18 protein-coding genes and 2 pseudogenes are annotated in these 21,185 nt (G+C 67.7%); 4 read left to right on the forward strand and 16 right to left on the reverse strand.

What is annotated here, in order from left to right; all coding sequences use genetic code 11:
* From V8Z74_RS05775 to V8Z74_RS05820, 10 genes and pseudogenes are all read right to left on the reverse strand, one after another.
* Positions 1–111 (reverse strand): annotated as a pseudogene (locus V8Z74_RS05775) (electron transfer flavoprotein subunit beta/FixA family protein); the annotation flags it as partial.
* 22 nt (positions 112–133) lie between these two features.
* The gene (locus V8Z74_RS05780) at positions 134–1,108 is read right to left on the reverse strand and encodes an NAD(P)H-dependent flavin oxidoreductase (RefSeq protein ID WP_349708467.1); all 975 of its coding nucleotides are present in this window, start codon (positions 1,106–1,108) and stop codon (positions 134–136) included.
* 30 nt (positions 1,109–1,138) lie between these two features.
* Positions 1,139–2,137 (reverse strand): Bug family tripartite tricarboxylate transporter substrate binding protein, encoded by a 999-nt coding sequence (locus V8Z74_RS05785; RefSeq protein WP_066476125.1) that lies wholly within the window; start codon positions 2,135–2,137, stop codon positions 1,139–1,141.
* 109 nt (positions 2,138–2,246) lie between these two features.
* Entirely contained in the window at positions 2,247–3,254 is a 1,008-nt protein-coding gene (locus V8Z74_RS05790; protein ID WP_066476123.1) for a Bug family tripartite tricarboxylate transporter substrate binding protein, read from the reverse strand.
* Between the two features lie 77 nt (positions 3,255–3,331).
* On the reverse strand, positions 3,332–4,567 hold the full coding sequence (locus tag V8Z74_RS05795) for a CaiB/BaiF CoA transferase family protein (RefSeq protein WP_066476121.1): 1,236 nt from the start codon (positions 4,565–4,567) through the stop codon (positions 3,332–3,334).
* Between the two features lie 89 nt (positions 4,568–4,656).
* Positions 4,657–5,448 carry an oxepin-CoA hydrolase, alternative type gene (locus V8Z74_RS05800; protein ID WP_349708469.1) on the reverse strand — a complete coding sequence of 264 codons (792 nt, stop codon included), beginning with the start codon at positions 5,446–5,448 and terminating at the stop codon, positions 4,657–4,659.
* A gap of 144 nt (positions 5,449–5,592) precedes the next feature.
* Positions 5,593–6,729: an acyl-CoA dehydrogenase family protein gene (locus V8Z74_RS05805; RefSeq protein WP_066476116.1), complete on the reverse strand. Its 1,137-nt coding sequence runs from the start codon at positions 6,727–6,729 to the stop codon at positions 5,593–5,595.
* 19 nt (positions 6,730–6,748) lie between these two features.
* Entirely contained in the window at positions 6,749–7,945 is a 1,197-nt protein-coding gene (locus V8Z74_RS05810; protein ID WP_066476114.1) for an acyl-CoA dehydrogenase family protein, read from the reverse strand.
* A 142-nt stretch (positions 7,946–8,087) separates the two neighbouring features.
* Positions 8,088–9,284: an acetyl-CoA C-acyltransferase gene (locus V8Z74_RS05815; RefSeq protein ID WP_349708471.1), complete on the reverse strand. Its 1,197-nt coding sequence runs from the start codon at positions 9,282–9,284 to the stop codon at positions 8,088–8,090.
* A 158-nt stretch (positions 9,285–9,442) separates the two neighbouring features.
* A complete protein-coding gene (locus V8Z74_RS05820) occupies positions 9,443–11,563 on the reverse strand; it encodes a 3-hydroxyacyl-CoA dehydrogenase NAD-binding domain-containing protein (protein ID WP_349708473.1) in 2,121 nt (706 codons plus the stop codon).
* Between the two features lie 118 nt (positions 11,564–11,681).
* Between V8Z74_RS05820 and V8Z74_RS05825 the strand changes: the two genes are divergently transcribed.
* Positions 11,682–12,587: a LysR family transcriptional regulator gene (locus V8Z74_RS05825; protein ID WP_066476108.1), complete on the forward strand. Its 906-nt coding sequence runs from the start codon at positions 11,682–11,684 to the stop codon at positions 12,585–12,587.
* A 139-nt stretch (positions 12,588–12,726) separates the two neighbouring features.
* Here the strand turns inward: V8Z74_RS05825 and V8Z74_RS05830 are convergent, their stop codons facing one another.
* The 5 genes and pseudogenes from V8Z74_RS05830 to pyrC all read right to left on the reverse strand — a co-directional run bounded on the left by V8Z74_RS05830 (position 12,727) and on the right by pyrC (position 16,972).
* Positions 12,727–13,095 carry a hypothetical protein gene (locus tag V8Z74_RS05830; protein ID WP_349708475.1) on the reverse strand — a complete coding sequence of 123 codons (369 nt, stop codon included), beginning with the start codon at positions 13,093–13,095 and terminating at the stop codon, positions 12,727–12,729.
* Positions 13,096–13,218: 123 nt separating this feature from the next.
* A pseudogene (gene htpX, locus V8Z74_RS05835) lies at positions 13,219–14,090 on the reverse strand (protease HtpX).
* A 96-nt stretch (positions 14,091–14,186) separates the two neighbouring features.
* Positions 14,187–14,990, reverse strand: coding sequence for a DUF3025 domain-containing protein (locus V8Z74_RS05840; protein ID WP_349708477.1), 804 nt, complete (start codon positions 14,988–14,990; stop codon positions 14,187–14,189).
* Positions 14,991–15,872 carry an NYN domain-containing protein gene (locus V8Z74_RS05845; RefSeq protein WP_349708478.1) on the reverse strand — a complete coding sequence of 294 codons (882 nt, stop codon included), beginning with the start codon at positions 15,870–15,872 and terminating at the stop codon, positions 14,991–14,993.
* A gap of 68 nt (positions 15,873–15,940) precedes the next feature.
* The gene (gene pyrC, locus V8Z74_RS05850) at positions 15,941–16,972 is read right to left on the reverse strand and encodes a dihydroorotase (RefSeq protein WP_349708479.1); all 1,032 of its coding nucleotides are present in this window, start codon (positions 16,970–16,972) and stop codon (positions 15,941–15,943) included.
* A 148-nt stretch (positions 16,973–17,120) separates the two neighbouring features.
* On the opposite strand from pyrC, the gene ocd reads away from it, so the two are divergent.
* Both ocd and rocF read left to right on the forward strand, forming a co-directional pair.
* On the forward strand, positions 17,121–18,227 hold the full coding sequence (gene ocd / locus V8Z74_RS05855) for an ornithine cyclodeaminase (protein ID WP_349708480.1): 1,107 nt from the start codon (positions 17,121–17,123) through the stop codon (positions 18,225–18,227).
* Positions 18,224–19,213: an arginase gene (rocF, locus tag V8Z74_RS05860; RefSeq protein ID WP_245633340.1), complete on the forward strand. Its 990-nt coding sequence runs from the start codon at positions 18,224–18,226 to the stop codon at positions 19,211–19,213. The genes ocd and rocF overlap by 4 nt, the downstream gene beginning before the upstream one ends.
* 3 nt (positions 19,214–19,216) lie before the next feature.
* Here the strand turns inward: rocF and V8Z74_RS05865 are convergent, their stop codons facing one another.
* Complete coding sequence (locus V8Z74_RS05865) at positions 19,217–19,954, reverse strand: Crp/Fnr family transcriptional regulator (RefSeq protein ID WP_349708481.1); 738 nt, start codon at positions 19,952–19,954, stop codon at positions 19,217–19,219.
* 164 nt (positions 19,955–20,118) lie between these two features.
* Here V8Z74_RS05865 and V8Z74_RS05870 point away from each other — a divergent pair, with 164 nt between their 5' ends.
* Positions 20,119–21,183: a porin gene (locus tag V8Z74_RS05870; RefSeq protein WP_066476083.1), complete on the forward strand. Its 1,065-nt coding sequence runs from the start codon at positions 20,119–20,121 to the stop codon at positions 21,181–21,183.
* Positions 21,184–21,185 lie beyond the last annotated feature (2 nt).

Below are 21,185 nucleotides of genomic sequence, written 5' to 3' on the forward strand. Positions count from 1 at the left end.
GGGGTTCATGCTCATCTTGACGTTGGCGATGTCCACACCTGTGCCGTCCGATTTGACGCGGACTTTCACGTTGTAGTCCACCACGCGCTTGACGGGGACGAGAATTTTCATTCCGGGGTTCCTTGCTGAAGAGTTAACGGAGCACGCCGGCCAGACGCTCTGCGATCAGTGCGTGGGCCTGCGCCATGATGGAGTCGATCAATTGCTGCACGGTGGGCACGTCGCGGATCAGGCCAGCGACCATGCCGCAGGACCAGGCGCCGGCCTCCATGTCGCCGTTTTGCATGATGCGCGGGTAGACGCCGGCCACCTCGGGCAGGATGTCCTCGAAGGTGATGGCCGGGCCCAGCTCGCGCTCCTTTTGCAGCAGGCGCTCGACGGCGCTGTTGGTCAGCACGCGCTCGGTGTTGCGCAGCGGGCGCATGACCAGGCGGGTATCGAGTTCGCTGGCCGCGACAATGGCCTGCTTGACGTTGTCGTGCACCGGCGCCTCCTGCGTGGCAATGAAGCGCGTGCCCATGTTCATGCCTTCGGCGCCCAGCGCCAGCGCGGCCACCAGCGAGCGGCCGTCGGCCATGCCGCCCGAGGCGACGAAGGGAATCTTGAGTTCTTCGGCGGCGCGCGGCAGCAGGATGAAGTTGGGGATGTCGTCCTCGCCCGGATGGCCGCCGCATTCGAAGCCGTCCACGCTGATGGCGTCGCAGCCGATGGCCTCGGCCTTGAGCGCATGGCGCACCGAGGTGCACTTGTGGATGACCTTGATGCCGGCCTCCTTGAGCGCGGGCATCCACTTTTGCGGGTTGTTGCCGGCCGTCTCGACGATCTTTACGCCGCCGTCGATGATGGCCTTCACATAGCCCGGATAGTCGGGCGGATTGACCGAGGGCAGAAAGGTCAGGTTCACGCCGAAGGGCTTGTCGGTCATCTCGCGGCAGCGCGCGATTTCCCTGGCCAGCAGCTCGGGCGTGCGCTGCGTCAGGCCCGTGATGATGCCCAGACCGCCGGCGTTGGAAACCGCCGAGGCCAGCTCGGCCAGGCCGACATGGTGCATGCCGCCCTGGATGATGGGATGCTCGATGCCGAAGAGTTCGGTGATGCGTGTCTTCATGGAGGCTCCTCCAGTCATTGAATCAGCGGCTTATTCGGCCGCAATGCCTTTTTCGCGGATCAGCTGGCCCCACTTGGTGTAGTCCTGCCTGATGCGCGCGCCAAAGGCCGCCGGGTCCTCGAAGTGGGCAAAGGCACCCGAGCCGGCCATGCGCTCCTGCACCTGCTTGTCGGCCAGGATCTGCTTGACCTCGCCGGCCACGCGGTCGACCACGGCCTTGGGCGTGCCCGGAGGCGCGACGATGCCGCCCCAGGACACGGCCTCATAGCCCTTGAAGCCCTGCTCTGCCACGGTCTTGACCTCGGGCAGCGTGCCCACGCGCTGGGGCGAGCCCACGGCGATGGCGCGCAGCTTGCCGGACTGGATGTGGGGCAGCGCGGCGATCAGGTCGGAGAACATCACGGGCACCTGGCCGCCGATGGTGTCGGTGATGGCCGGGGCGCTGCCCTTGTAGGGCACGTGCTGCATGTCGAAGCCGCCCATCTGCTTGAGCAGCTCCATGCTGAGATGGCCGAAGCTGCCGTTGCCCGCGCTGGTGTAGTTCATCGGCGTCTTTTCGGCCTTGGCGTGCTGGATGAGCTTTTGCAGGTCCGTCACCTCGGGCAGCAGCTTGGGATTGACCACGATGACGATGGGCAGGTCGTAGAACATGGCCACGGGCACGAAGTCCCTGGCGCTGTCGTAGCCTGCCTTCTTGTACAGGTGCGGGGCCAGCAGCGTGGGCGTGGCCAGCGTCATCAGCGTATAGCCGTCATGCGCCCCCTTGATGACCTGGGCGGCTGCAATGGAGCCCGAGGCGCCGGGGCGGTTGTCCACCACCACGGTCTGGCCCAGGCGCTCGCCCAGCTTCTGGCCGACGATGCGCGAAGCCGTGTCGGTGGGTCCGCCCGCCGGGAACGGCACGACCAGCCGGACCAGCTTGTCGGGCCAGCCCGACTGCTGGGCCAGGACGCTGCCGGCCGCGCCCGCCAGCAGCGGGGCCGCAGCCATGGCCAGAACGGCGCGTCGTCGAAGATTGAGTTGGTGCATAAAGTCTCCTGTCATCTACAAACATCCCTGGCGCTGCGCATCGCCAAACCAGAGACGGCCAGCAAGAGCCGCCCCTCGGGGGAGAAACCGCGCAGCGGCTCAGGGGTCATCAATCCAATCTAGCGTCGGCCGCCTCCACCAGCGACTTCCAGATGGGCATGTCGCGCTGATAGTTCTCACGGAAGGCCGCGGGGCTGTTCATCATGGGCATGAAGCCGGCGCCGGCGATGCGCTCCAGCACCTTGGGGTCCTTGCCGATCTCGTGCAGATGGGCATAGAGCTGGTCCACGATCTCCCGCGGCGTTCCCGCGGGGGCGCCCATGGCCACCCAGCCGTAGATGGAGTACGCATCGTCGGTCACGCCCTGCTCGTGGATCGTGGGCAGCTTGGGCAGGATGTCCATGCGCTGCCTGCCGGTCACGCCGATGGCCTTGAGCCGGCCCGATTCGATGAAAGGCTTGGTGTTGAGCGCGCTGGAGAAGCACAGCTGCAGCTGGCCGCCGATCAGGTCCTGGATCATGGGCGCCTCGCCCTTGTAGGCCGAATGGGTCATGTCGGCGCCCATGGTCTTGCTCATGTAGGCACCGGCCAGGTGGGCATACGAGCCCACGCCCCAGGAGCCATAGGACAGCTTGCCCTTGTGGGCCTTCACATAAGCCAGCAGTTCCTTCATGTTGCTGGCCGGCACCGAGGGATGCACCACCAGCGTGACCGGCGCCGCCGCGATCTGGCTGACCAGGGCCAGGTCCTTTTGCGGGTTGTAGGGCAGCTTGGTGTAGAGGAACTGGTTGATCAGCATCGAGGTGCTGAGCGACAGCAGCAGCGTATGGCCGTCGGGCTGGGCCTTGGCCACGGCATCCGTGCCCAGGATGCCGGCGGCGCCGCCCTTGTTGTCGACCACCACGGGCTGTCCGGTGCGCCTGGCCAGCACCTCGCCCACGGTACGGGCAATGATGTCGGTGGCGCCGCCCGCATTGAAGGGCACGACCAGGCGGATGGGCTTGCTGGGCCAGGCCGGCCTGGCGGCCTGCGCGAGGGCGCTGCCGTCCAGAAGGCTGGCGCCGCCGATGGCGGCCAGGCCCTGCAGCATGTCGCGGCGCGTGATGGAATGGTTCATGGCTTGTCTCCTGTGTTGGGTTGCAGCCGCCGCCCTGCCGTCTTGGTGCGGCGTGGGGAGGCGAGGCGGGCTCAATGTCAGTCCTGGGGCAGGGTCAGCACGCCCTCGTCCTTGAGGGCCTGCAGCTGCGCGTCGCTCAGCGACAGGAGCTTTTGCAGCACCTCGCGCGTGCCCTCTCCCAGCGTGGGCGGCGCGTTGCGGATGGGCAGGCGCCGGCCGTCCAGGCGGTACGGCGGCGCGAACACCGGCGTGGTGCCGACCACGGGATGGGGCATGTCCTGCACCAGGCGGCCGCGCTGCGTGCGCTCGCTGGTCAGGGCCTCATGCAGGCCCGCCACCTTGCCGCAGGGAATGCCGGCGGCCGTCAGGCGCTCCAGCAGCACATCGCGCGGGAAGGAGCGGATCAGCTCCTTGAGCATGGGCGACAGCTCCAGCCGGTGCTTGGCGCGGTTCACATTGGTGGCGAAACGCTCGTCCTCGACGATGTCGGGGCGCTCTATGCACAGGCGGCAGAACTTGTCGAACTGGGCATTGTTGCCCACGGCAATGATCAGCGGGCCGTCGGCGGCCTCGTACATGCCGTAGGGCACGATGGACGGATGGGCGTTGCCGTAGCGCTCGGGGTCGCGGCCCAGCTGCAGCGCATCGAGCCCGTAGTAGCCCGTGATCGTGAGGCCGCAGTCGTACAGCGCCATCTCGATCAGGCGGCCCTTGCCCGTGCGCTCGCGGCGGAACAGCGCCGCCAGGATCGCCTGGGCCGCATACATGCCGGTCATCAGGTCGACCACGGCCACGCCGAACTTCAGCGGCGGCGTGTTGGCCTCGCCGTTGAGCGCCATCAGGCCGGCCTCGCCCTGGATCACCAGGTCGTAGCCTGGGCGCTTGGCCTCGGGCCCGCTGCTGTCGTAGCCGGCCACGGCGCAATAGACCAGGTCGGGCTTGATGGCCTTGAGCTGCTCGTAGCCCAGGCCCAGCTTCTCGGCGCCGCCGGTCTTGAAGTTGTGGATGACCACGTCGAACTGCGGCAGCAGCTCATGGATGAGCTTCAGGCCCGCAGGGCTTTGCAGGTCGATGGTGATGGACCGCTTGTTGCGGTTCATGCTGTTGTAGTAGGTGGTCTCGGTCTTGCCGATGCGGATGCCCCAGTCGCGCGTGTCGTCGCCGCGGCCCGGATGCTCGACCTTGACCACCTCGGCGCCGAAGTCGGCCAGCACCATGGCGCACATGGGCCCGGCAAAAACGCGCGAAAGATCGAGCACCCGCACTCCCTCCAGCGGAAAGTCGATGTCCTGGGTCGGCTCGGTGGTGGCCATGGCTTGTCTCCTTGAATTTCCGGAAATCGGCGCCTTGCGGCGCCATGCATGTCGAGCATCCCGGCCGCCTGGCGGCCGGGATGGCTGGCTCAACGGCGCAGCTGGGTGAAGTCGGGCGTGCGCTTTTCGAGGAAGGCGCCAATGCCTTCACGCGACTCTTCGGTCTCCTGCGCACGCACCATGTATTGCGCCTCCAGCTCCAGCTGCTCTTGCAGCGTGTTGCGCGGCGCCTGGCGGCACAGGTCCTTGATCCAGGCCATGGCCTGGCCGGGACCGCCGGCGATCTGGCCGGCCAGCGCCACCGCATCGGCCAGCGCCTGGCCGGGCTCGGCCAGGCGGTTGACCGGGCCCAGCGCATGCAGGCGCTCGCCGCTGATGCGCTCGCCGGTCAGGCACAGCTCGGTCAGCAGCTGGCGCGAGACGAACTCGGCCAGGAAGGCCGTGGCGCCGCCATCGGGCGTCAGGCCCACCTTGACATAGGCCACCGAAAACACGGCATTCTTCGCAGCTACCAGCATGTCGCAGGCCAGCGCCAGCGACAGGCCGGCGCCCGCGGCCGCGCCCTCGACGGCGGCGATCACCGGCTTGGGGCAGTCGCGCACGCTGCGGATCAGGTCGTGCAGGCCTTCGAGCTTGGCGCGGCGTTCCTGCACCGGCAGTTCGCGGCGCCTGGCCAGCTGGCGCAGGTCGCCGCCCGCGCAGAAGTGGCCGCCCTCGCCCGTGAGCACGATGGCGCCGACCGCCGGATCGGCGGCCGCATCGCGCAGCGCCGCCGTCACGGCCGCATAGAACTCGGGCGACAGCGCATTGCGCGCCGCCACGTTGTTGTTGGACAGGACCAGCACGGCGCCTTCGCGGCGCGTCAGCAGGGCTTGGCTCACATTCGTTCTCCTCAAGGTCCGTTCTTCCCTCAGCGCTCAAACCTGCGCGGCCCCCACGGCGGACGGCCGGCAAGGGCCGTCCCGCAGCAAAGGCCGCCGTCCCCCTCTTTTCACGGGGATGATCTCAGCGACTCGGGGGGAACTTCAATTTTTCTGGTTCAGCGCGATATAGCGCGCCAGGTGGTGGTCCTCGTCGCCGAACTGGTGGTCGATCATCACCAGGCGCTTGGCATAGTGGGCCAGCGGCAGCTCCCAGGTCATGCCGATGCCGCCATGCATCTGGATGCTTTCCTCGGCCACCAGCGTGCCGATGCGGCCGATGCTGTACTTGGCGGCAGCCAGCGCCTTCTCGCGCGCCAGCACGTCCTCCTCGTCGATGGCGGCAGCGGCGTTGATCACGGCCGAGCGCGCCTGCTCGACCTCGAGCAGCAGATCGGCCATGCGGTGCTGCAGGGCCTGGAAGGTACCGATCGCCACGCCGAACTGCTTGCGCGTGCGCAGGTATTCCAGCGTCTGGTCCTTGGCCACGTCCATGGCGCCCACGGCCTCCGCGGCCAGCGCCAGCACGCCGTAGCCGGCGATGCGCTCGAGCACGCCATGGCCCAGGCCCTCGGCCGAGAGCAGCGCATCGGCGCCCACGCGCACCTGGTTGAAGCGCAGCTCGGCAGCGCGGCCGCCTTCGATGCGGTTGTAGCCGCGCCTGGCAATGCCGGGGGCGTCGCCGGGCACCAGGAACAGGCTGATGCCCTGCGTGTCGAACTGGCTTCCCGAGGTGCGGGCCGAGACCAGCAGCAGGTCGGCTTTCTCGCCGAAGGCCACCACGCCCTTGGCGCCGTCGATCACCCAGCCGTCGCCTTCGCGCTTTGCCGTGGTGGACACGTTGTTCAGCTCGTAATGGCTGCCCGGCTCGTCATGCGCCAGCGCCGCCACCGTGGTGCCGGCGATGATGCCTTCGAGCTTTTGCTGCTGCGCATCGCTGCCGGCCTGCACCAGGGCCTGGCCCACGACCAGCGCACCCAGCAGGGGCTCGGCCACCAGGCCGCGGCCCAGGCATTCGAAGATCACGCTGATGTCGAAACCCTTGCCGCCAAAGCCGCCCACGTCCTCGGGGAACAGCGCGCCGATGGCTCCCAGCTCGGCGAACTGGGCATACAGCTGCGGGCTGTGGCCTTCGGCGCCATAGGCCAGCTGGTTGCGCGCCTCGATGGCGTACTGCTCGGAGACAAAGCGGTTGAGGCTGTCCGCCAGCATGCGGCGGTCTTCGGTGTGTTCGAAGTTCATATTCCGTTTCCTTGCCGGATCAGAGGCCCAGGATCATCTTGGAGATGATGTTCTTCTGGATTTCGTTGGAGCCGCCGAAGATGGACAGCTTGCGGTAGTTGAAATAGGAGGCGGCGGCCGATGCGGCAGCCTCGTCGCCGATGGCGGGCTCGCTGTAGCCGGCGTGCAGCGCTTCCTCGATGAAGGGCGCGGCGTAGGGCCCCATGGCGCGGCGCGTCAGCGACAGCAGCTCCTGACGGATTTCCGTGCCCTTGATCTTGAGCATGGAGCTTTCGGCACCGGGCACCCCGCCGCCGGCCACGGCGGCGATCACGCGCAGGTTGGTGGTCTTCATGTTCTCCAGGTCGATCTCGACCTTGGCCAGGCGCGCCGCGAACAGCGGGTCCTGCGACAGGGGCTTGCCGTTGCACTGCACGCGGTCGGCCACCACCTTGAGCTTTTCCAGGCCGGCCACCGAGAAGCCCACGCCCGCGATGTTGGTGCGCTCGTAGGTCAGCAGGTACTTGGCATAGGTCCAGCCCTTGTTCTCCTCGCCCACCAGGTTCTCGACAGGCACCTTCACATCGGTGAAGAACACCTCGTTGACCTCGTGCTCGCCGTCCAGCGTGATGATGGGGCGCACTTCCACGCCGGGCGTGTTCATGTCGATCAGCAGGAAGCTGATGCCGGCCTGGGCCTTGACTTCCTTGTTGGTGCGCACCAGGCAGAAGATCATGTTGGCGTGGTGGCCCAGCGTGGTCCAGGTCTTCTGGCCGTTGACGATGTAGTGGTCGCCGTCGCGTACCGCCGTGGTCTTGACCGAGGCCAGGTCCGAGCCCGAACCCGGCTCCGAATAGCCCTGGCACCACCAGTCGGCGCCGTTGAGGATGCGCGGCAGCCAGTAGTTCTTCTGCTGCTCGTTGCCGTACTTGATCAGCACCGGGCCCAGCATGGACAGGCCGAACGGCACGATGCGCGGCGTGCCGGCCAGCGCGCATTCGTGCTCGAAGATGAATTTCTGCACCGCGCTCCAGCCCGGGCCGCCGTACTGCTCGGGCCAGTGGTTGGCCAGCCAGCCGCGCTCGTTGAGGATGGCGTGCCAGCGCTCCATGTCCTGCTTGGTCAGGCGCAGGCCGTTCTTGACCTTGTGGGCCAGCTCCTCGGGCAGCTTGTCCTTGAGGAAGGCCCGCACTTCGTCGCGGAAGGCCAGTTCTTCGGTCGTAAATTGCAAATCCATTGCTATTCCTCAGTAATCCATGGCGTCATGCGCCTTCGCCTCAAAACCAGAGCGCCCCACGCCAGGGACAGCGACCAAGGGCCGCCCCGCAGCGAGGCTGTCGTCGCCCTTCAGGGGGAAGGCGCGCAGCGATCAGGGGGTATCAGAAAATCTCGAACAGGCCCGCAGCACCCATGCCGCCGGCGATGCACATGGTCACCACGCCCCACTTCACCGACGGGTCCTTGGCCTTGCGGCGCTGGCCTTCGAGCAGGATGTGGCCGGCCAGGCGCGCGCCCGTCATGCCGAAGGGGTGGCCGATGGAGATGGCGCCGCCGTTGACGTTCAGGCGCTCGTTGGGGATGCCCAGCTTGCGCTGGCAGTACAGGGCCTGCGAGGCGAAGGCTTCGTTGAGTTCCCAGAGATCGATGTCCTCGACCTTGAGGCCGTGGCGCGCCAGCAGCTTAGGCACTGCGAACACCGGGCCTATGCCCATTTCGTCGGGCTCGCAGCCGGCCACGGCAAAGCCGCGGAAGGCGCCCAGGGGCTGGAGGCCCAGGCGCTCGGCCTGCTTGGCCTCCATCAGCACGCAGGCCGAGGAGCCGTCCGACAGCTGGGAGGCATTGCCGGCCGTGATGAAGTTGCCTTCGCCCTTGACGGGCTCCAGCTTGAGCAGGCCTTCGAGCGTGGTGGAGGGGCGGTTGCAGTTGTCCTTGGTGGCGACCACCTCGCGGTAGGTGATCTCGCCGGTGTCCTTGTTCTTCTCGGCCATGCGCGTGGCGCAGGCGATGATCTCGTCCTTGAACAGGTCGGCGGCCTGGGCCGCGGCCGTGCGCTGCTGGCTTTGCAGCGAGAAGGCGTCCTGGTCCTCGCGGCTGATACCGTAGCGCTTGGCCACGATGTCGGCCGTGTCGATCATGGCCATGTACAGCTCGGGCTTGCGTTCGACCAGCCACGGGTCCATGTCGGTGGGCAGGTTGTTGCCGGCGCGGATGCCGGAGATGGTCTCCACGCCGCCGGCGATCATGGCGTCCACGCCCTCGGCCACGATGCGGCCCGCCGCCACGGCGATGGACTGCAGGCCCGAGGCGCAGTAGCGCGTGATGGTGGTGCCGGCAATCGACAGCGGCAGCTCGGCGCGCAGCACGGCCTGGCGGCCGAGGTTGCGGCCCTGGAAGCCGTCGGGGTTGCCGCAGCCCAGGACCAGATCCTCGATCAGGGCCGGGTCGATGCCCGAGCGCTCGACCGCGGCCTTGACCGAGAAGGCCGCCAGCTGGGCGGCGGGCGTGATGTTGAACTCGCCGCGGTGCGACTTGGTCAGGGGCGTGCGGGCGGTGGAAACGATGACGGCTTCGCGCATTTTCGGTCCTTGTCTCTTGAAAGTTTCTTCTGCTTTTTTGATAGCTGCCTGCGCATTGTTCATAATGGAAACAGATATTTTTCTATCCAATTCCCTTGTCCATCAAGCGAAGGCAGCTCCTGTTTTTTCTTCCCTTTTCAGGGAAAACCGGCCCTGGCTCAGGCAGCGCTCTTGTTGAGGCTGTCGAAGTCGCGGCCCTCGGCGACCAGCTTTTCCAGCAGGGGTGCGGGCTTCCAGAACAGCGCGTCTTCCTTGGCGAATTCGCGGATGTCGGCCAGCACCTTGGGAAGGCCCGTCATGTCGGCCCACTTCATGGGGCCGCCACGGAACCGCGGGAAGCCGTAGCCGGACAGGAAGGTCACGTCGATGTCCAGCGGACGCAGGGCGATGCCCTCTTCCAGCACCTTGGCGCCTTCGTTGACCATGGCGGCCATGTAGCGGCGCATGATCTCGTCGGCCGTGAACTTGCGCGGCGTGATGCCCTTCTTGGCGCGCTCGGCGTCGACGATGGCCAGCACCTCGGGGTCGGGCTGGCCCACGCGGGCGCCCTGCGGGTACAGGTAAAAGCCGCGGCCCGTCTTCTGGCCGAACCAGCCGCGCTCGCAGATGCGGTCGGCGATCTCCACATAGCGCGCCTTGGGGTCGCGCGTGGCGGCGCGGCGCTTGCGCGTGGCCCAGCCGATGTCGCCGCCGGCCAGGTCGGTGACCTGGAACGGCCCCATGGGGTAGCCGAAGCCGCGCACGGCCTCGTCGATCTCGTAGGGCGAAGCACCGTCTTCCATGATGTAGTCGGCGGCCTGCTTGTACACGGCCAGGATGCGGTTGCCGATGAAGCCGTCGCACACGCCGGCGCGCACGGGCACCTTCTTCATCTTCTTGGCCAGCTCGAAGGCCGTGGTCACCACGTCGGGCGCGACCTTGGCGGGCACCACGATCTCCAGCAGCTTCATGATGTTGGCCGGGCTGAAGAAGTGCAGGCCGATCACGTCCTGCGGGCGCGAGGTGGCGGCGGCGATGGCGTCGATGTCCAGGTACGAGGTGTTGGTGGCCAGCACGGCGCCCGGCTTGCAGACGCGGTCCAGTTCCTTGAACACGGCCTTCTTGACCTCGATGTCCTCGAACACGGCCTCGATCACCAGGTCCACGTCCCGGATGTCGTCATAGGAGGTGCTGGGGGTGTAGCGGGCCATGATGGCGGCCTTGGCCTCCTCGGTCATGCGGCCCTTGGCGATCAGGCCGTTGTAGACCTTTTCCACATTGGCCTGGCCGCGGGCGATGGATTCGGCATCGCGCTCGATCATGGTCACCGTCAGGCCGGCGTCCAGGGCCGAGACCGTGATGCCCGCGCCCATGGTGCCGCCGCCGATCACGGCGATCCTGGAGAAATGGCGCGGCTGGGCCGCCTTGGCCTCGGGAATCTTGGCGGTCTCGCGCTCGGCGAAGAAGGCATGGATCAGGCCCGCGCGCTGGGGGCTGGCCAGGCATTCCATGAACGATGCGCGTTCCTGGGCCAGGCCCTGGTCGAAGGGCAGCTCCACGGCGGCGCGCACGCACTCCACGATCTTCAGCGGCGAAAACAGGCCGCGGCTCTTCTTGGCGGTCTCGGCGGCCAGCGCGTCGAGTTCGGCCAGCGCGGCCGGCTTGTCGGCGATCTCGATGTCGCGCGTGCGGCGCGGCTTGGCGCCCTGCGCCAGCAGCTCCTGCACATAGGCCAGGCCCGTGGCCACGGGATCCTCGCCCTCGGCCAGCTTGTCCACCAGGCCGGCAGCCTGGGCGGCCTTGGCCGACAGGTGTTTGCCGCTGAGCATGAGGTCGGCGGCGGCCTTCACGCCCATCAGGCGCGGCGCGCGCTGCGTGCCGCCGGCGCCGGGCAGCAGGCCCAGGCTGACTTCGGGCAGGCCCAGCTTGGCAGCGGGCAGTGCCACGCGGTAGTGGGCCGACAGGGCCACTTCCAGGCCGCCGCCCAGGGCCGCGCCGTGGATGGAGGCGACCACGAGCTTGTTCGAGGCTTCGATGCGGTTGCAGACTTCGGGCAGCGACGGCGGCTGGGGTGTCTTGCCGAATTCGCGGATGTCGGCGCCCGCGATGAAGGCCTTGCCCTCGCCCACGATCAGCACGGCGCGCGCGCCGGCGTCGGCATCGGCCTGCTCGATGGCGGCCAGCAGGCCGGCACGCACGGCCTGGCCCAGGGCATTGACGGGAGGGTTGTTGATGCTCACCACCAGCACATCGCCGTCACGGCGGGTCTGGACCACGGGGGCCTCGGCTGCAGAACTCATGCGCTTGTCTCCGGTTAACTCGTCACAGGAAGCACCCATTCTTATTCCGATAATGGGTCTTTACAATCCATAGCCAGATTGACAGAGCGTCAAGTAATTTTGAACAAAGGAGGCCGCGGTGGATTTGAATGCGCTGACGCTGCTGGTGGAAATCATCGACAGCGGCAACCTGAGCCAGGCGGCGCGCAAGCTCAAGATGACGCGCGCCAACGTGAGCTACCACCTGACGCAGCTGGAAAAATCCGTGGGCGTGCAGCTGGTCAAGCGCACCACGCGCCGCGTGGAGCCCACCGAGGTGGGCCTGCGCCTGTACGAGCATGGGCGCACCATCCAGAACGAGATGCAGGCCGCGCGCGAGACCGTCACCTCGCTGGGCCAGGGCCTGCAGGGGCGCGTGGGCATCAGCGTGCCCAGCGGCTACGGCCAGATCGTGATGAGCGACTGGCTGATCGAGTTCAAGCGCCTGTATCCGGGCATCGTGCTGGACGTGCTGTTCGAGAACCGTGCCGACAATCTGCGCGACGAGGTGGACATCGCCATCCGCGTGATCCAGGAGCCGCCGCTGTCGGTGATCGCGCGCAGCCTGGGCAACGTGCGCTATGTGGCCTGCGCCTCGCGCGAATATGCCCGGCAGCACGGCCTGCCGGCCACGCTCTACGATCTGCGCAACAGCCCGCTGATCACGGCCGGCGTGGTGGGCCGCCAGCTGCGGCTGTCCGCCTACCAGGGCATGGAGCGGCAGGAAGTGCTGCTGGAGCCGACCATGATCTCCGAGCACTTCCCGTTCCTGCGCCAGGGCATTCTCGCGGGCCTGGGCGTGGGCCTGGTGCCCGACTACGTGGTGCAGGACAAGGTGGCCAGCGGCGAGGTGCTGACCACGCTGGAGGAATACCGGCTGAGCATCTTCGGCACGCACATGTACCTGCTGTACCTGCCCAACCGCCACCAGACGCGGGCCGTGCGCACCTGCATCGACTTCCTGCTCGAGAAGGCCGGCAGCAAGCCGGCACCTCCCGAAAGTTAGTGTCTAGAAAAAAGCAAACACCCCAAACTGGCGTGGCCTAAGCCAGAGACGCCGAGCAAGAGCCGCCTCGCGGCGGGGGCGCCTAGCTGAAGGCGTCGTCCCCCTCAAAGGGAAGCCGCAAAGCGGCTCATGGGGAGCCTTACCTAGGCCCCCAGTGGCCGCCCCGGCCATACCAGCCGCGCGGACCATGGTTCCATCCGCCGGGATGCCAGCCGTAGCCGGGGCGCGGCGGCATGGCCCAGCGGCCCGGGTTCCAGCGGTAGCCGCCGCCCGACCAGCCCCAGGAGCCGCCGATCCAGACATAGGCCGGCGACGGCGCCACCGGGATCACCTCGGCCTGCAGCGGCGGCGGAGCCATGGGCGCATACACATCGCCCGCGATGGTGGTGTCGTACCCGTAAGCCGGATAGGCCGGCGCCACCACGCAGCCGGCAAGCGCGGCGCAGGCACCTACCAGGGCCACTGCAGGCAGAAAGCGGCGGAACCCCACCGAAGAAGACGATTGCATGACAACTCCTTGAAAGCGCTTCGGCGCCCCTGCTGCTTCAACGAAAAAGCCCCTGCCGGTTGTTGACAGGGGCTTGTGAAGCGGACGTAAAGATCGGCCGCAGCCGTTTACAAATCGGGGCGCTCAGTGGGCGTTTTGCAGTGCAGCAATGCGCTCCTCGATCGGCGGGTGCGTGGAAAACAGCTTGCCGATGTTGCCCGTGATGCCCATGGCCGCCACGCTCTTGGGCAGTTCGCCCGGGTGCATGCCGCCCAGGCGCGCCAGCGCATTCATCATGGGCTGCTTGCGGCCCATGAGGCGGGCGCGCCGGCGTCGGCGCGGAATTCGCGCTGGCGCGAGAACCAGGCCACGATGATGGCGGCCAGGAAGCCCAGCACGATGTCGAGCACGATGGTGGTCACGTAGTAGCCGATGCCCGGGCCCGAGCTGTTCTCGTCGTTCTTGCGCAGAAAGCTGTCCACGGCGTAGCCGATCACGCGCGACAGGAAGACCACGAAGGTGTTCATCACGCCCTGGATCAGCGTCATGGTCACCATGTCGCCGTTGGCGATGTGGGCCACCTCGTGGCCGATCACGGCCTCGACCTCCTCGCGCGTCATGCCTTCGAGCAGGCCGGTGGACACGGCCACCAGGGCCGAGTTCTTGAACGCCCCCGTGGCAAAGGCATTGGGCTCGCCTTCGTAGATGCCGACCTCGGGCATGCCGATGCCGGCCTTTTCGGCAAAGCCGCGCACGGTGTTGACGATCCAGGCCTCGTCGGCGTTGCGCGGCTCGTTGATCACGTGCACGCCCGAGGTCCATTTGGCCATGGGCTTGGAGATCAGCAGCGAGATGATGGCGCCGCCAAAGCCCATCACGAAGGCAAACCCCAGCAGGGAGCCCAGGTTCAGGCCATTGGCGGTGAGATAGCGGTTGACGCCCAGCAGGCTGGCGACAATGCCCAGCACCGCCACCACGGCGATGTTGGTCAACAGGAACAGAGCGATACGTTTCATCAGGGGTGTACTCCACACAGGGGGACGGGAATGCCGGAATGCGCTGGCATGGCGCCGGGCGCGGGCCTTGCGGGCCGGACGCCGCCCGCTCCGGGTTCAGGCAGGCTGTACCGTTTGTTGTGCTGCTTGTGTGGTACGCGGAGCCCGGAAAACAAGAGAGTCATCATAGAAGGAAAAGTTCTCGTTTTCCGGCCACCAGCCCGGGATTCCGAGCACGGGCAATGGTAGATAAGGCTTGGCCGCCAGATTGCAAGCCCCGGCATGGGCGCTCGCGCTCAGCCATGCGTCCAGGGCCGCGCCCTCTTGCGGCACGCCAGCCGCCTCACGGGCCACGCAGATCACATGCGCGGTGATGGGCTTGCGCGGCGCCACCAGCTTTTCCAGCAGCGCGTGGCCGATCGGCAGCACGCGCGCCTGCGCCCAAAGCGGCCGCAGCTCCACAAACAGCGCGTGCCAGCGCCGGTGCCGGAGTGCCTCGCAAAGCCGCTGCGGCGCCAGCAGCAGTGCGCCGTTCTCGTCGAGCACGGTGATCGCATCGCGCAGCGGCCCCCGCTGCGCCCCGACGCCCTGCTGCGCGATGGCCGCGGCCTGCATGGCGTTCAGATGCTGCTTGAGCACGGGCCAGTGCAGCCAGATCAGGCCGTTGAAAAAGTCATGCAGGTTGTCGCGCGTGGGAATGCGGCGCTCGGCCCGGATGAAGGCTTCATACGCCTGGCCGGGCGGCAGGGCGCCCTGCGGCACGAACTCCCAGCCTGCCAGCAGGCCCCGTGCATCCGCCACCTGCTGCAGCGCCCGGGCCACGCCGTGACCCTGCCGCACCAGCGCATCGGCCTGCTGCCCCAGGGCGCGCACGCCGGCCAGCCAGGGTGCCGACCAGTCGATCTGCCAGATGCCCGCCATTCAATTGCCCGAACGGGCCCTGGCCGACCGCTTGTCGCGCACCGCCACGCGCGACGTGCCTTCGTCGCGCAGGTCGAAGGCCTGGGTTGCGGCCAGCAGCTTGGTCAGCGTCGCATAGCCATAGTTGCGTGCATCGAAGGAGGCCTTGTTGCCGATCTGCGTGCCGACCGCGCCCACGCGGGCCCAGCCGTCCTCGTCCTGGGTGGCGTTCACGGCCGAGCGCAGCAGGTTCATGAGGCGGGTGTCCTGGCGCAGCTGATTGCGCGGCACGCGCAGGCAGGCGCCTTCCACGGGACCGACGGCCACGCAGGTGGCGGCGGGCTTGTCCCCCGGGCCGACGGGTGGCGCGCCATTGCCGCCCCCCTGCTGCGGCGCTGCGCCGGCCGCGGCCACGGGCTTGGCCACAGCGGCAACGGCTTCCGCCGCGGACTCCAGCACGGCGTCTTCGCCCAGGGCCTCGAGGTACAGAAAGCGCGAGCAGGCGTTGACGAAGGGCTTGGGCGTCTGCGCCGCCCCGAATCCGTAGACGGCAGCGCCCTTGAAGCGCAGATGCATGACCAGCGGCGTGAAGTCGGCATCCGAGGAGACGATGCCGAAGGCATCGGGCTTCTCGGTGTAGAGCAGCTCCATGGCATCCACCGTCATGGCCATGTCGGTGGCGTTCTTGTGCTTGGAGTAGTCGAACTGCTGCATGGGCCGCAGCGCATATTCGAGCAGCTTGTTCTGCCAGCCGATCAGCGCATGCTTGGTCCAGTTGCCATAGACGCGGCGGATGTCGATCACGCCGAAGGTGGAGAGCTCGGTGAGGATCTCGTCGATCTTCTCGGCCGGCGCGTTGTCGGCATCGATCAACAGGGCAATGCGGGGCTGCAGCTCGGCCATGGACTCTCCTGTGCAAGGGTGTCGAAGCGGCGCCTGAGCAGGAAGGGCCTGCCCGCGCCGCAGCGAGCTTACACCAGCTTCCAGGGCAGGGCTTCGCCGGCGCGCAGAGGCTTGAGCTCGGCCTCGCCGAAGGCAAAGCTGTCGGGCGGCGTCCAGCTTTCGCGCACCAGCGTGATCTTGCCGGTATTGCGCGGCAGGCTGTAGAAGTCGGGGCCGTTGAAGCTGGCAAAGGCTTCGAGCCTGTCCAGCGCACCGGCCTTGTCGAAGACTTCGGCATACATCTCGATGGCCGCATGGGCGCTGTAGCAGCCCGCGCAGCCCGTGGCATGCTCCTTGAGGTGGGCCGCATGCGGGGCGCTGTCCGTGCCCAGGAAGAACTTGGCCGAGCCGCTGGTGGCCGCCTCGACCAGGGCCAGGCGGTGGGTCTCGCGCTTGAGCACGGGCAGGCAGTAGTAGTGCGGGCGGATGCCGCCCGTGAAGATGGCGTTGCGGTTGAACAGCAGGTGCTGGGGCGTGATGGTGGCGCCGACGAAGCGGTCCGCCTCGTTCACGTACTGCGCGGCTTCCCGGGTCGTGATGTGCTCGAACACGATCTTGAGCTCGGGAAAATCGCGGCGCAGCGGAATCAGCTGCTGGTCGATGAAGGCCGCCTCGCGGTCGAACAGGTCGATCTCGCTGCTGGTCACCTCGCCGTGCACCAGCAGCAGCAGGCCCTCGCGCTGCATGGCTTCCAGTGTCGGGTAGATCTTGCGGATGTCGGTCACGCCATGGTCGCTGTTGGTCGTGGCGCCGGCCGGATACAGCTTGCAGGCCACGATGCCGGCCGCCTTGGCGCGCACGATTTCCTCGGGCGGCAGCCTGTCGGTCAGGTACAGCGTCATCAGGGGCTCGAAGCTCAGCCCTTCGGGCACGGCGGCCAGGATGCGCTGCTTGTACTCCAGCGCCTGCCCGGTGGTGGTGACCGGCGGCTTGAGGTTGGGCATGATGATGGCGCGCGCGAACTGCGCGGCCGTGTGCGGCACCACGGAGCGCATGGCTTCGCCATCGCGCACGTGCAGGTGCCAGTCGTCGGGACGGGTGATCGTGAGGGTCTGGGTCATGCCGACATTGTCACACCATGTACATCGGCCACCGCCACCATCCCCAATGCTCCATTCTGCCCCGCGCGAAAAACCATAGCTACCAGCGCTTTCCACATCTGGATTCCAAGGGTAAAAGTCCTAAGAATCCAACCAAGGAGGAAACGCCATGCCAGTTCCTCAAACCCAGTCGTCCGCGCAGGTGCAGACCGACTTTCTGAGCGCCAGCGACGCGGCGCGCCTGGTGGCCCATGTGGGCATCGTGGAAGTGCTGCGCCTCGTGGCCGAGGCCGTCGAGGCCGACTACGGCCGCTGGCAGGACTTCGACAAGTCCGCGCGCACGGCCGCGCATTCGGACCGGGGCGTGATCGAGCTCATGCCCGTGGCCGACACGCGCGACTATGCGTTCAAGTACGTCAACGGCCATCCCCTCAACCCCCTGCAAGGCCTTCCCACCGTGATGGCCTTCGGCGCCCTGGCCGACGTGGCTACCGGCATGCCGCGCTTCGTCAGCGAACTGACGCTGACCACGGCGCTGCGCACCGCCGCCACCTCGGCCATGGCAGCGCGCCGGCTGGCCCGCAGTGGCAGCCGCAGCATGGCATTGATCGGCAACGGCTCGCAGGGCGAGTTCCAGGCGCTGGCCTTCATGGCGCTGCTCGGGGTGCGCGAGCTGCGCCTGTTCGACATCGACCCCGCCGCATCGCAAAAGCTGGTACGCAATCTGCAACCCTTTTTGCCGCAGTTCGGCGCCACAATGGTCCTGGCTGCCAGCGTGCAGGACGCGGTGCGGGGCGCGGATATCGTGACCACGGCCACGGCCGACAAGACCCGGGCCGTCGTCATGGCCGGCGATCTGGCCGAGCCCGGCATGCACATCAATGCCGTGGGCGGCGACTGCCCGGGCAAGACCGAGCTCGATGCCGGCTTGCTGCAGCGTGCCCGGGTATTTGTCGAATACGAGCCGCAGACGCGCATCGAAGGCGAGCTGCAGCAGATGCCGGCCGGCTTCGCGGTCACCGAGCTGTGGCGCGTGATCCAGGGCCTGGCCCCGGGCCGCAGCTCGCCGCAGCAGATCACGCTGTTCGACAGCGTGGGCTTTGCGCTCGAGGACTATTCGGCCCTGCGCACCATGCACGCCCTGGCGCGCCGCACGGGTCTGCTGTCGCAGATCGAGCTCGTGCCCGCGCTGGCCGATCCCAAGGACCTGTTCGCCATGGTGCTGCAGGCCCGGGCCGGCCAGGTCGTCCCCCTCAACGAACGCAAGACCGCATGACCATGGAACCAAACGACCACTCCGCTTCTGAAACCGCCCGCATCCAGGCCACGCTGATCGGCATTCCGACCGACGTGGGCGCCTCGCGCCTGGGCGCGGCCATGGGACCGGACGCGCTGCGCGTGGCCCAGCTGGCGCCGGCGCTCGAACGGCTGGGCGTGGCCGTGCATGACCTCGGCAACCTCGCCGGCCCGCCCAATCCGCGCAACGAGCGCGATACCGAAGGCATGCGCAACCTGGCCGAATGCCTGGACTGGACCCAGCTCGCGCACGACGCGGTGCTGCAGGTGCTGCAGCAGGACCGCCTGCCCATCATGATGGGCGGCGACCACATGTTGGCCGCCGGCTCCATCAGCGCCGTGGCACGCCACTGCCGCGCCACGGGCAGGCGCCTGCGCGTGCTGTGGCTGGACGCGCACTCGGACTGCAACACGCCGCAGAGCTCGCCCACCGGCAACATGCACGGCATGCCGGTCGCCAGCCTGTGCGGCCTGGGCCCGGCGGCGCTGGCCGCGCTGTCGGGCGCCACGCCGGCGCTGCCGGCCTCGGCGTTCTGCCAGATCGGCCTGCGCAGCGTGGATGAAAGCGAAAAGCGCATGATCGACGAGCTGGGGCTGGAGGTCTACGACATGCGCGCCATCGACGAGCTGGGCATGCGCGAAGTGATGCGCCGCGCGCTCACGGGGCTGAGCGGCCCGGGCAGCAGCGACGTGCACCTGCACCTGAGCTTCGACGTGGATTTCCTCGATCCCGACATCGCCCCCGGCACCGGCACGCCGGTGCGCGGCGGCCCCAACTACCGGGAGGCGCAGCTGTGCATGGAGATGATTGCAGACACCGGCCGCCTGGCCTCGCTGGATATCGTGGAACTCAATCCCGCGCTCGATGTGCGCAACCAGACCGCGGAACTCGTGGTGGACCTGGTGCAGAGCCTGTTCGGCCAGAGCACGCTGATGCGCCCGGTTGCAGGCGCCGTGCAGTGCTGAGCCTCAGCCGCTGCGCAGCGGCCGCCCTTCGGCCAGGCGGCGCAGCGCATCGAGGTCCTGGACGGTGATGCGCCCGTAGGCTGCATCGATCACGCCGCTGTGCGCCAGCACGCGCAGCTCCTTGTTCACGGTCTGGCGCGACATGGCCAGCATGGCTGCCAGGTCGCTTTGCGAGATGCGCAGGCTCAGCGCGGATCCGCCCTCGACCGCCTGACCATGGGCCAGGGCCAGCTGCACCAGCGCATCGGCCACATGGTTGGCGGTATGGCCCAGCGCACGCCGCTGCTGCGTCGCGATCTGCTCGTGCAGGCGCGACAGCATCAGCATGCAGACATCGCGCCACAGCAAGGGATGGGCATCCAGTATGGCCAGCAGCGGGTCGCCGGGCAGAAACACGATCGTCGTGCCCTCGTGGGCCTGGAAGTCGTAGACAAAGCGGATGTTCTTGAGCAGCCGCACCAGGCTCACGATCTCGCCGGGGCCGTGCATGGACAGCACGAAGCGCACGCCGGATGCATCCACCCCCTCCACCTCCAGCCGGCCCGAGGCCACCACCAGCACTTCGCGCCGCGCACGGTCTCCCACCATGATGGGCGTGCGCTTGTCATAGCGTCCCAGCCGCGCAATGGCGGCCAGTTCGTCCAGCACGTCGTCGGGCCAGCCGCTCATCATCCGGCACATGCCCAGTGCACGCCGTATCAGGGCCACGGAATCGGCTTCGGGAGGAAGTTTGCGGGACATGGGGCTAGGGCTGAAAACCGTCTCCGGGTTAGTCCCCGGCTCGTGTTCCGTCAATTGTCAAAGCCTTGACAGAGCACCGGCCGGGCAGCTGCGGATAGTAGCAGTCACACCGCAGCACAAGGCCGTGTGCCGGTGCAAAAAGCACAACCGCAGGAGACATATTCGTGAAGCACAAGCAATGGCTGGCGGCCGCTGGCTGGGCCGCCCTGGGAAGTTCTGCCTGGGCCCAGAGCAGCGTGGAAATCTTCGGCGTCATGGACGTCCACCTCAACAGCGCCAAGTCGGGCCCCACGCGGCTGACGCGCCTGGAAGACGGCGGCAGCGCCGCCTCGCGCCTGGGTTTTCGCGGCCGGGAGGATCTCGGCGGTGGCATGTATGCCCGCTTCCTGCTCGAAGCCGGCGTCTCGGCAGACACCGGCCTCGGCACCATTCCCGGCCCCGGCTTTGCGTTCACGCGCCAGTCCTACCTGGGACTGGTCGCTCCCTGGGGCCAGGTCGATCTGGGCCGCATGTACACCCCCATGTTCAACGCCCTGTTCCGCTCCGACCCGTTCGGCATGAACTCGCTGTTCACGACCCTCAACCTGGGCTACGCGACCGATGCCCAGCCCGGCCTGAGCATGTTCGCGCCACGCGCCAACAACATGCTGCGCTACCGCACGCCCGACGCCTCGCCGCTGCTCGTGGACCTGGCCTACGCCTTCGGCGAAACGCCCTCGCCCAACAGCAACAACGGCCAGATCTACGGCGGCACCGTCGCCTGGAACCACAAGGACTTCTTCATCGGCTACAGCTTCCAGAACGCCGTGGCCGGCAGCCCCGCGGCACCCGTCGCTTCGCCCCGCACCAGCCGCTTCCAGACCTTGGTCGGCAGCTGGCAAGCCCTGCCCACGCTGCGCCTGGGTGCCAGCTACAGCTCCGCCAGCGTCAACCAGCCCGGCACGCGCGACTCCCACCTCGCCCAGGTCGGGGCCACCTGGAACGTCGCCTCCAACGACCGGCTGCTGTTTTCCGTGGCGCGCCGCAGCGTCGAAGGATCCGACCGCAAGCAGACGGCCTGGACGCTGGGCTACGACCATGACCTGAGCAAGCGCACCATGCTGTATGCGCGCTGGCTGCAGTCGAGCAATGCGGGAGGCTCGGGCGTGAGCATCGCCAACGTGCCCGTGATCGCCAACAGCGGCAACGGCGTGCGCTCCGTGGCCCTGGGCGTGCGCCACAACTTCTGATG

Source organism: Comamonas sp. w2-DMI, from assembly GCF_040187735.1.
Classification (GTDB): domain Bacteria; phylum Pseudomonadota; class Gammaproteobacteria; order Burkholderiales; family Burkholderiaceae_C; genus Comamonas; species Comamonas terrae.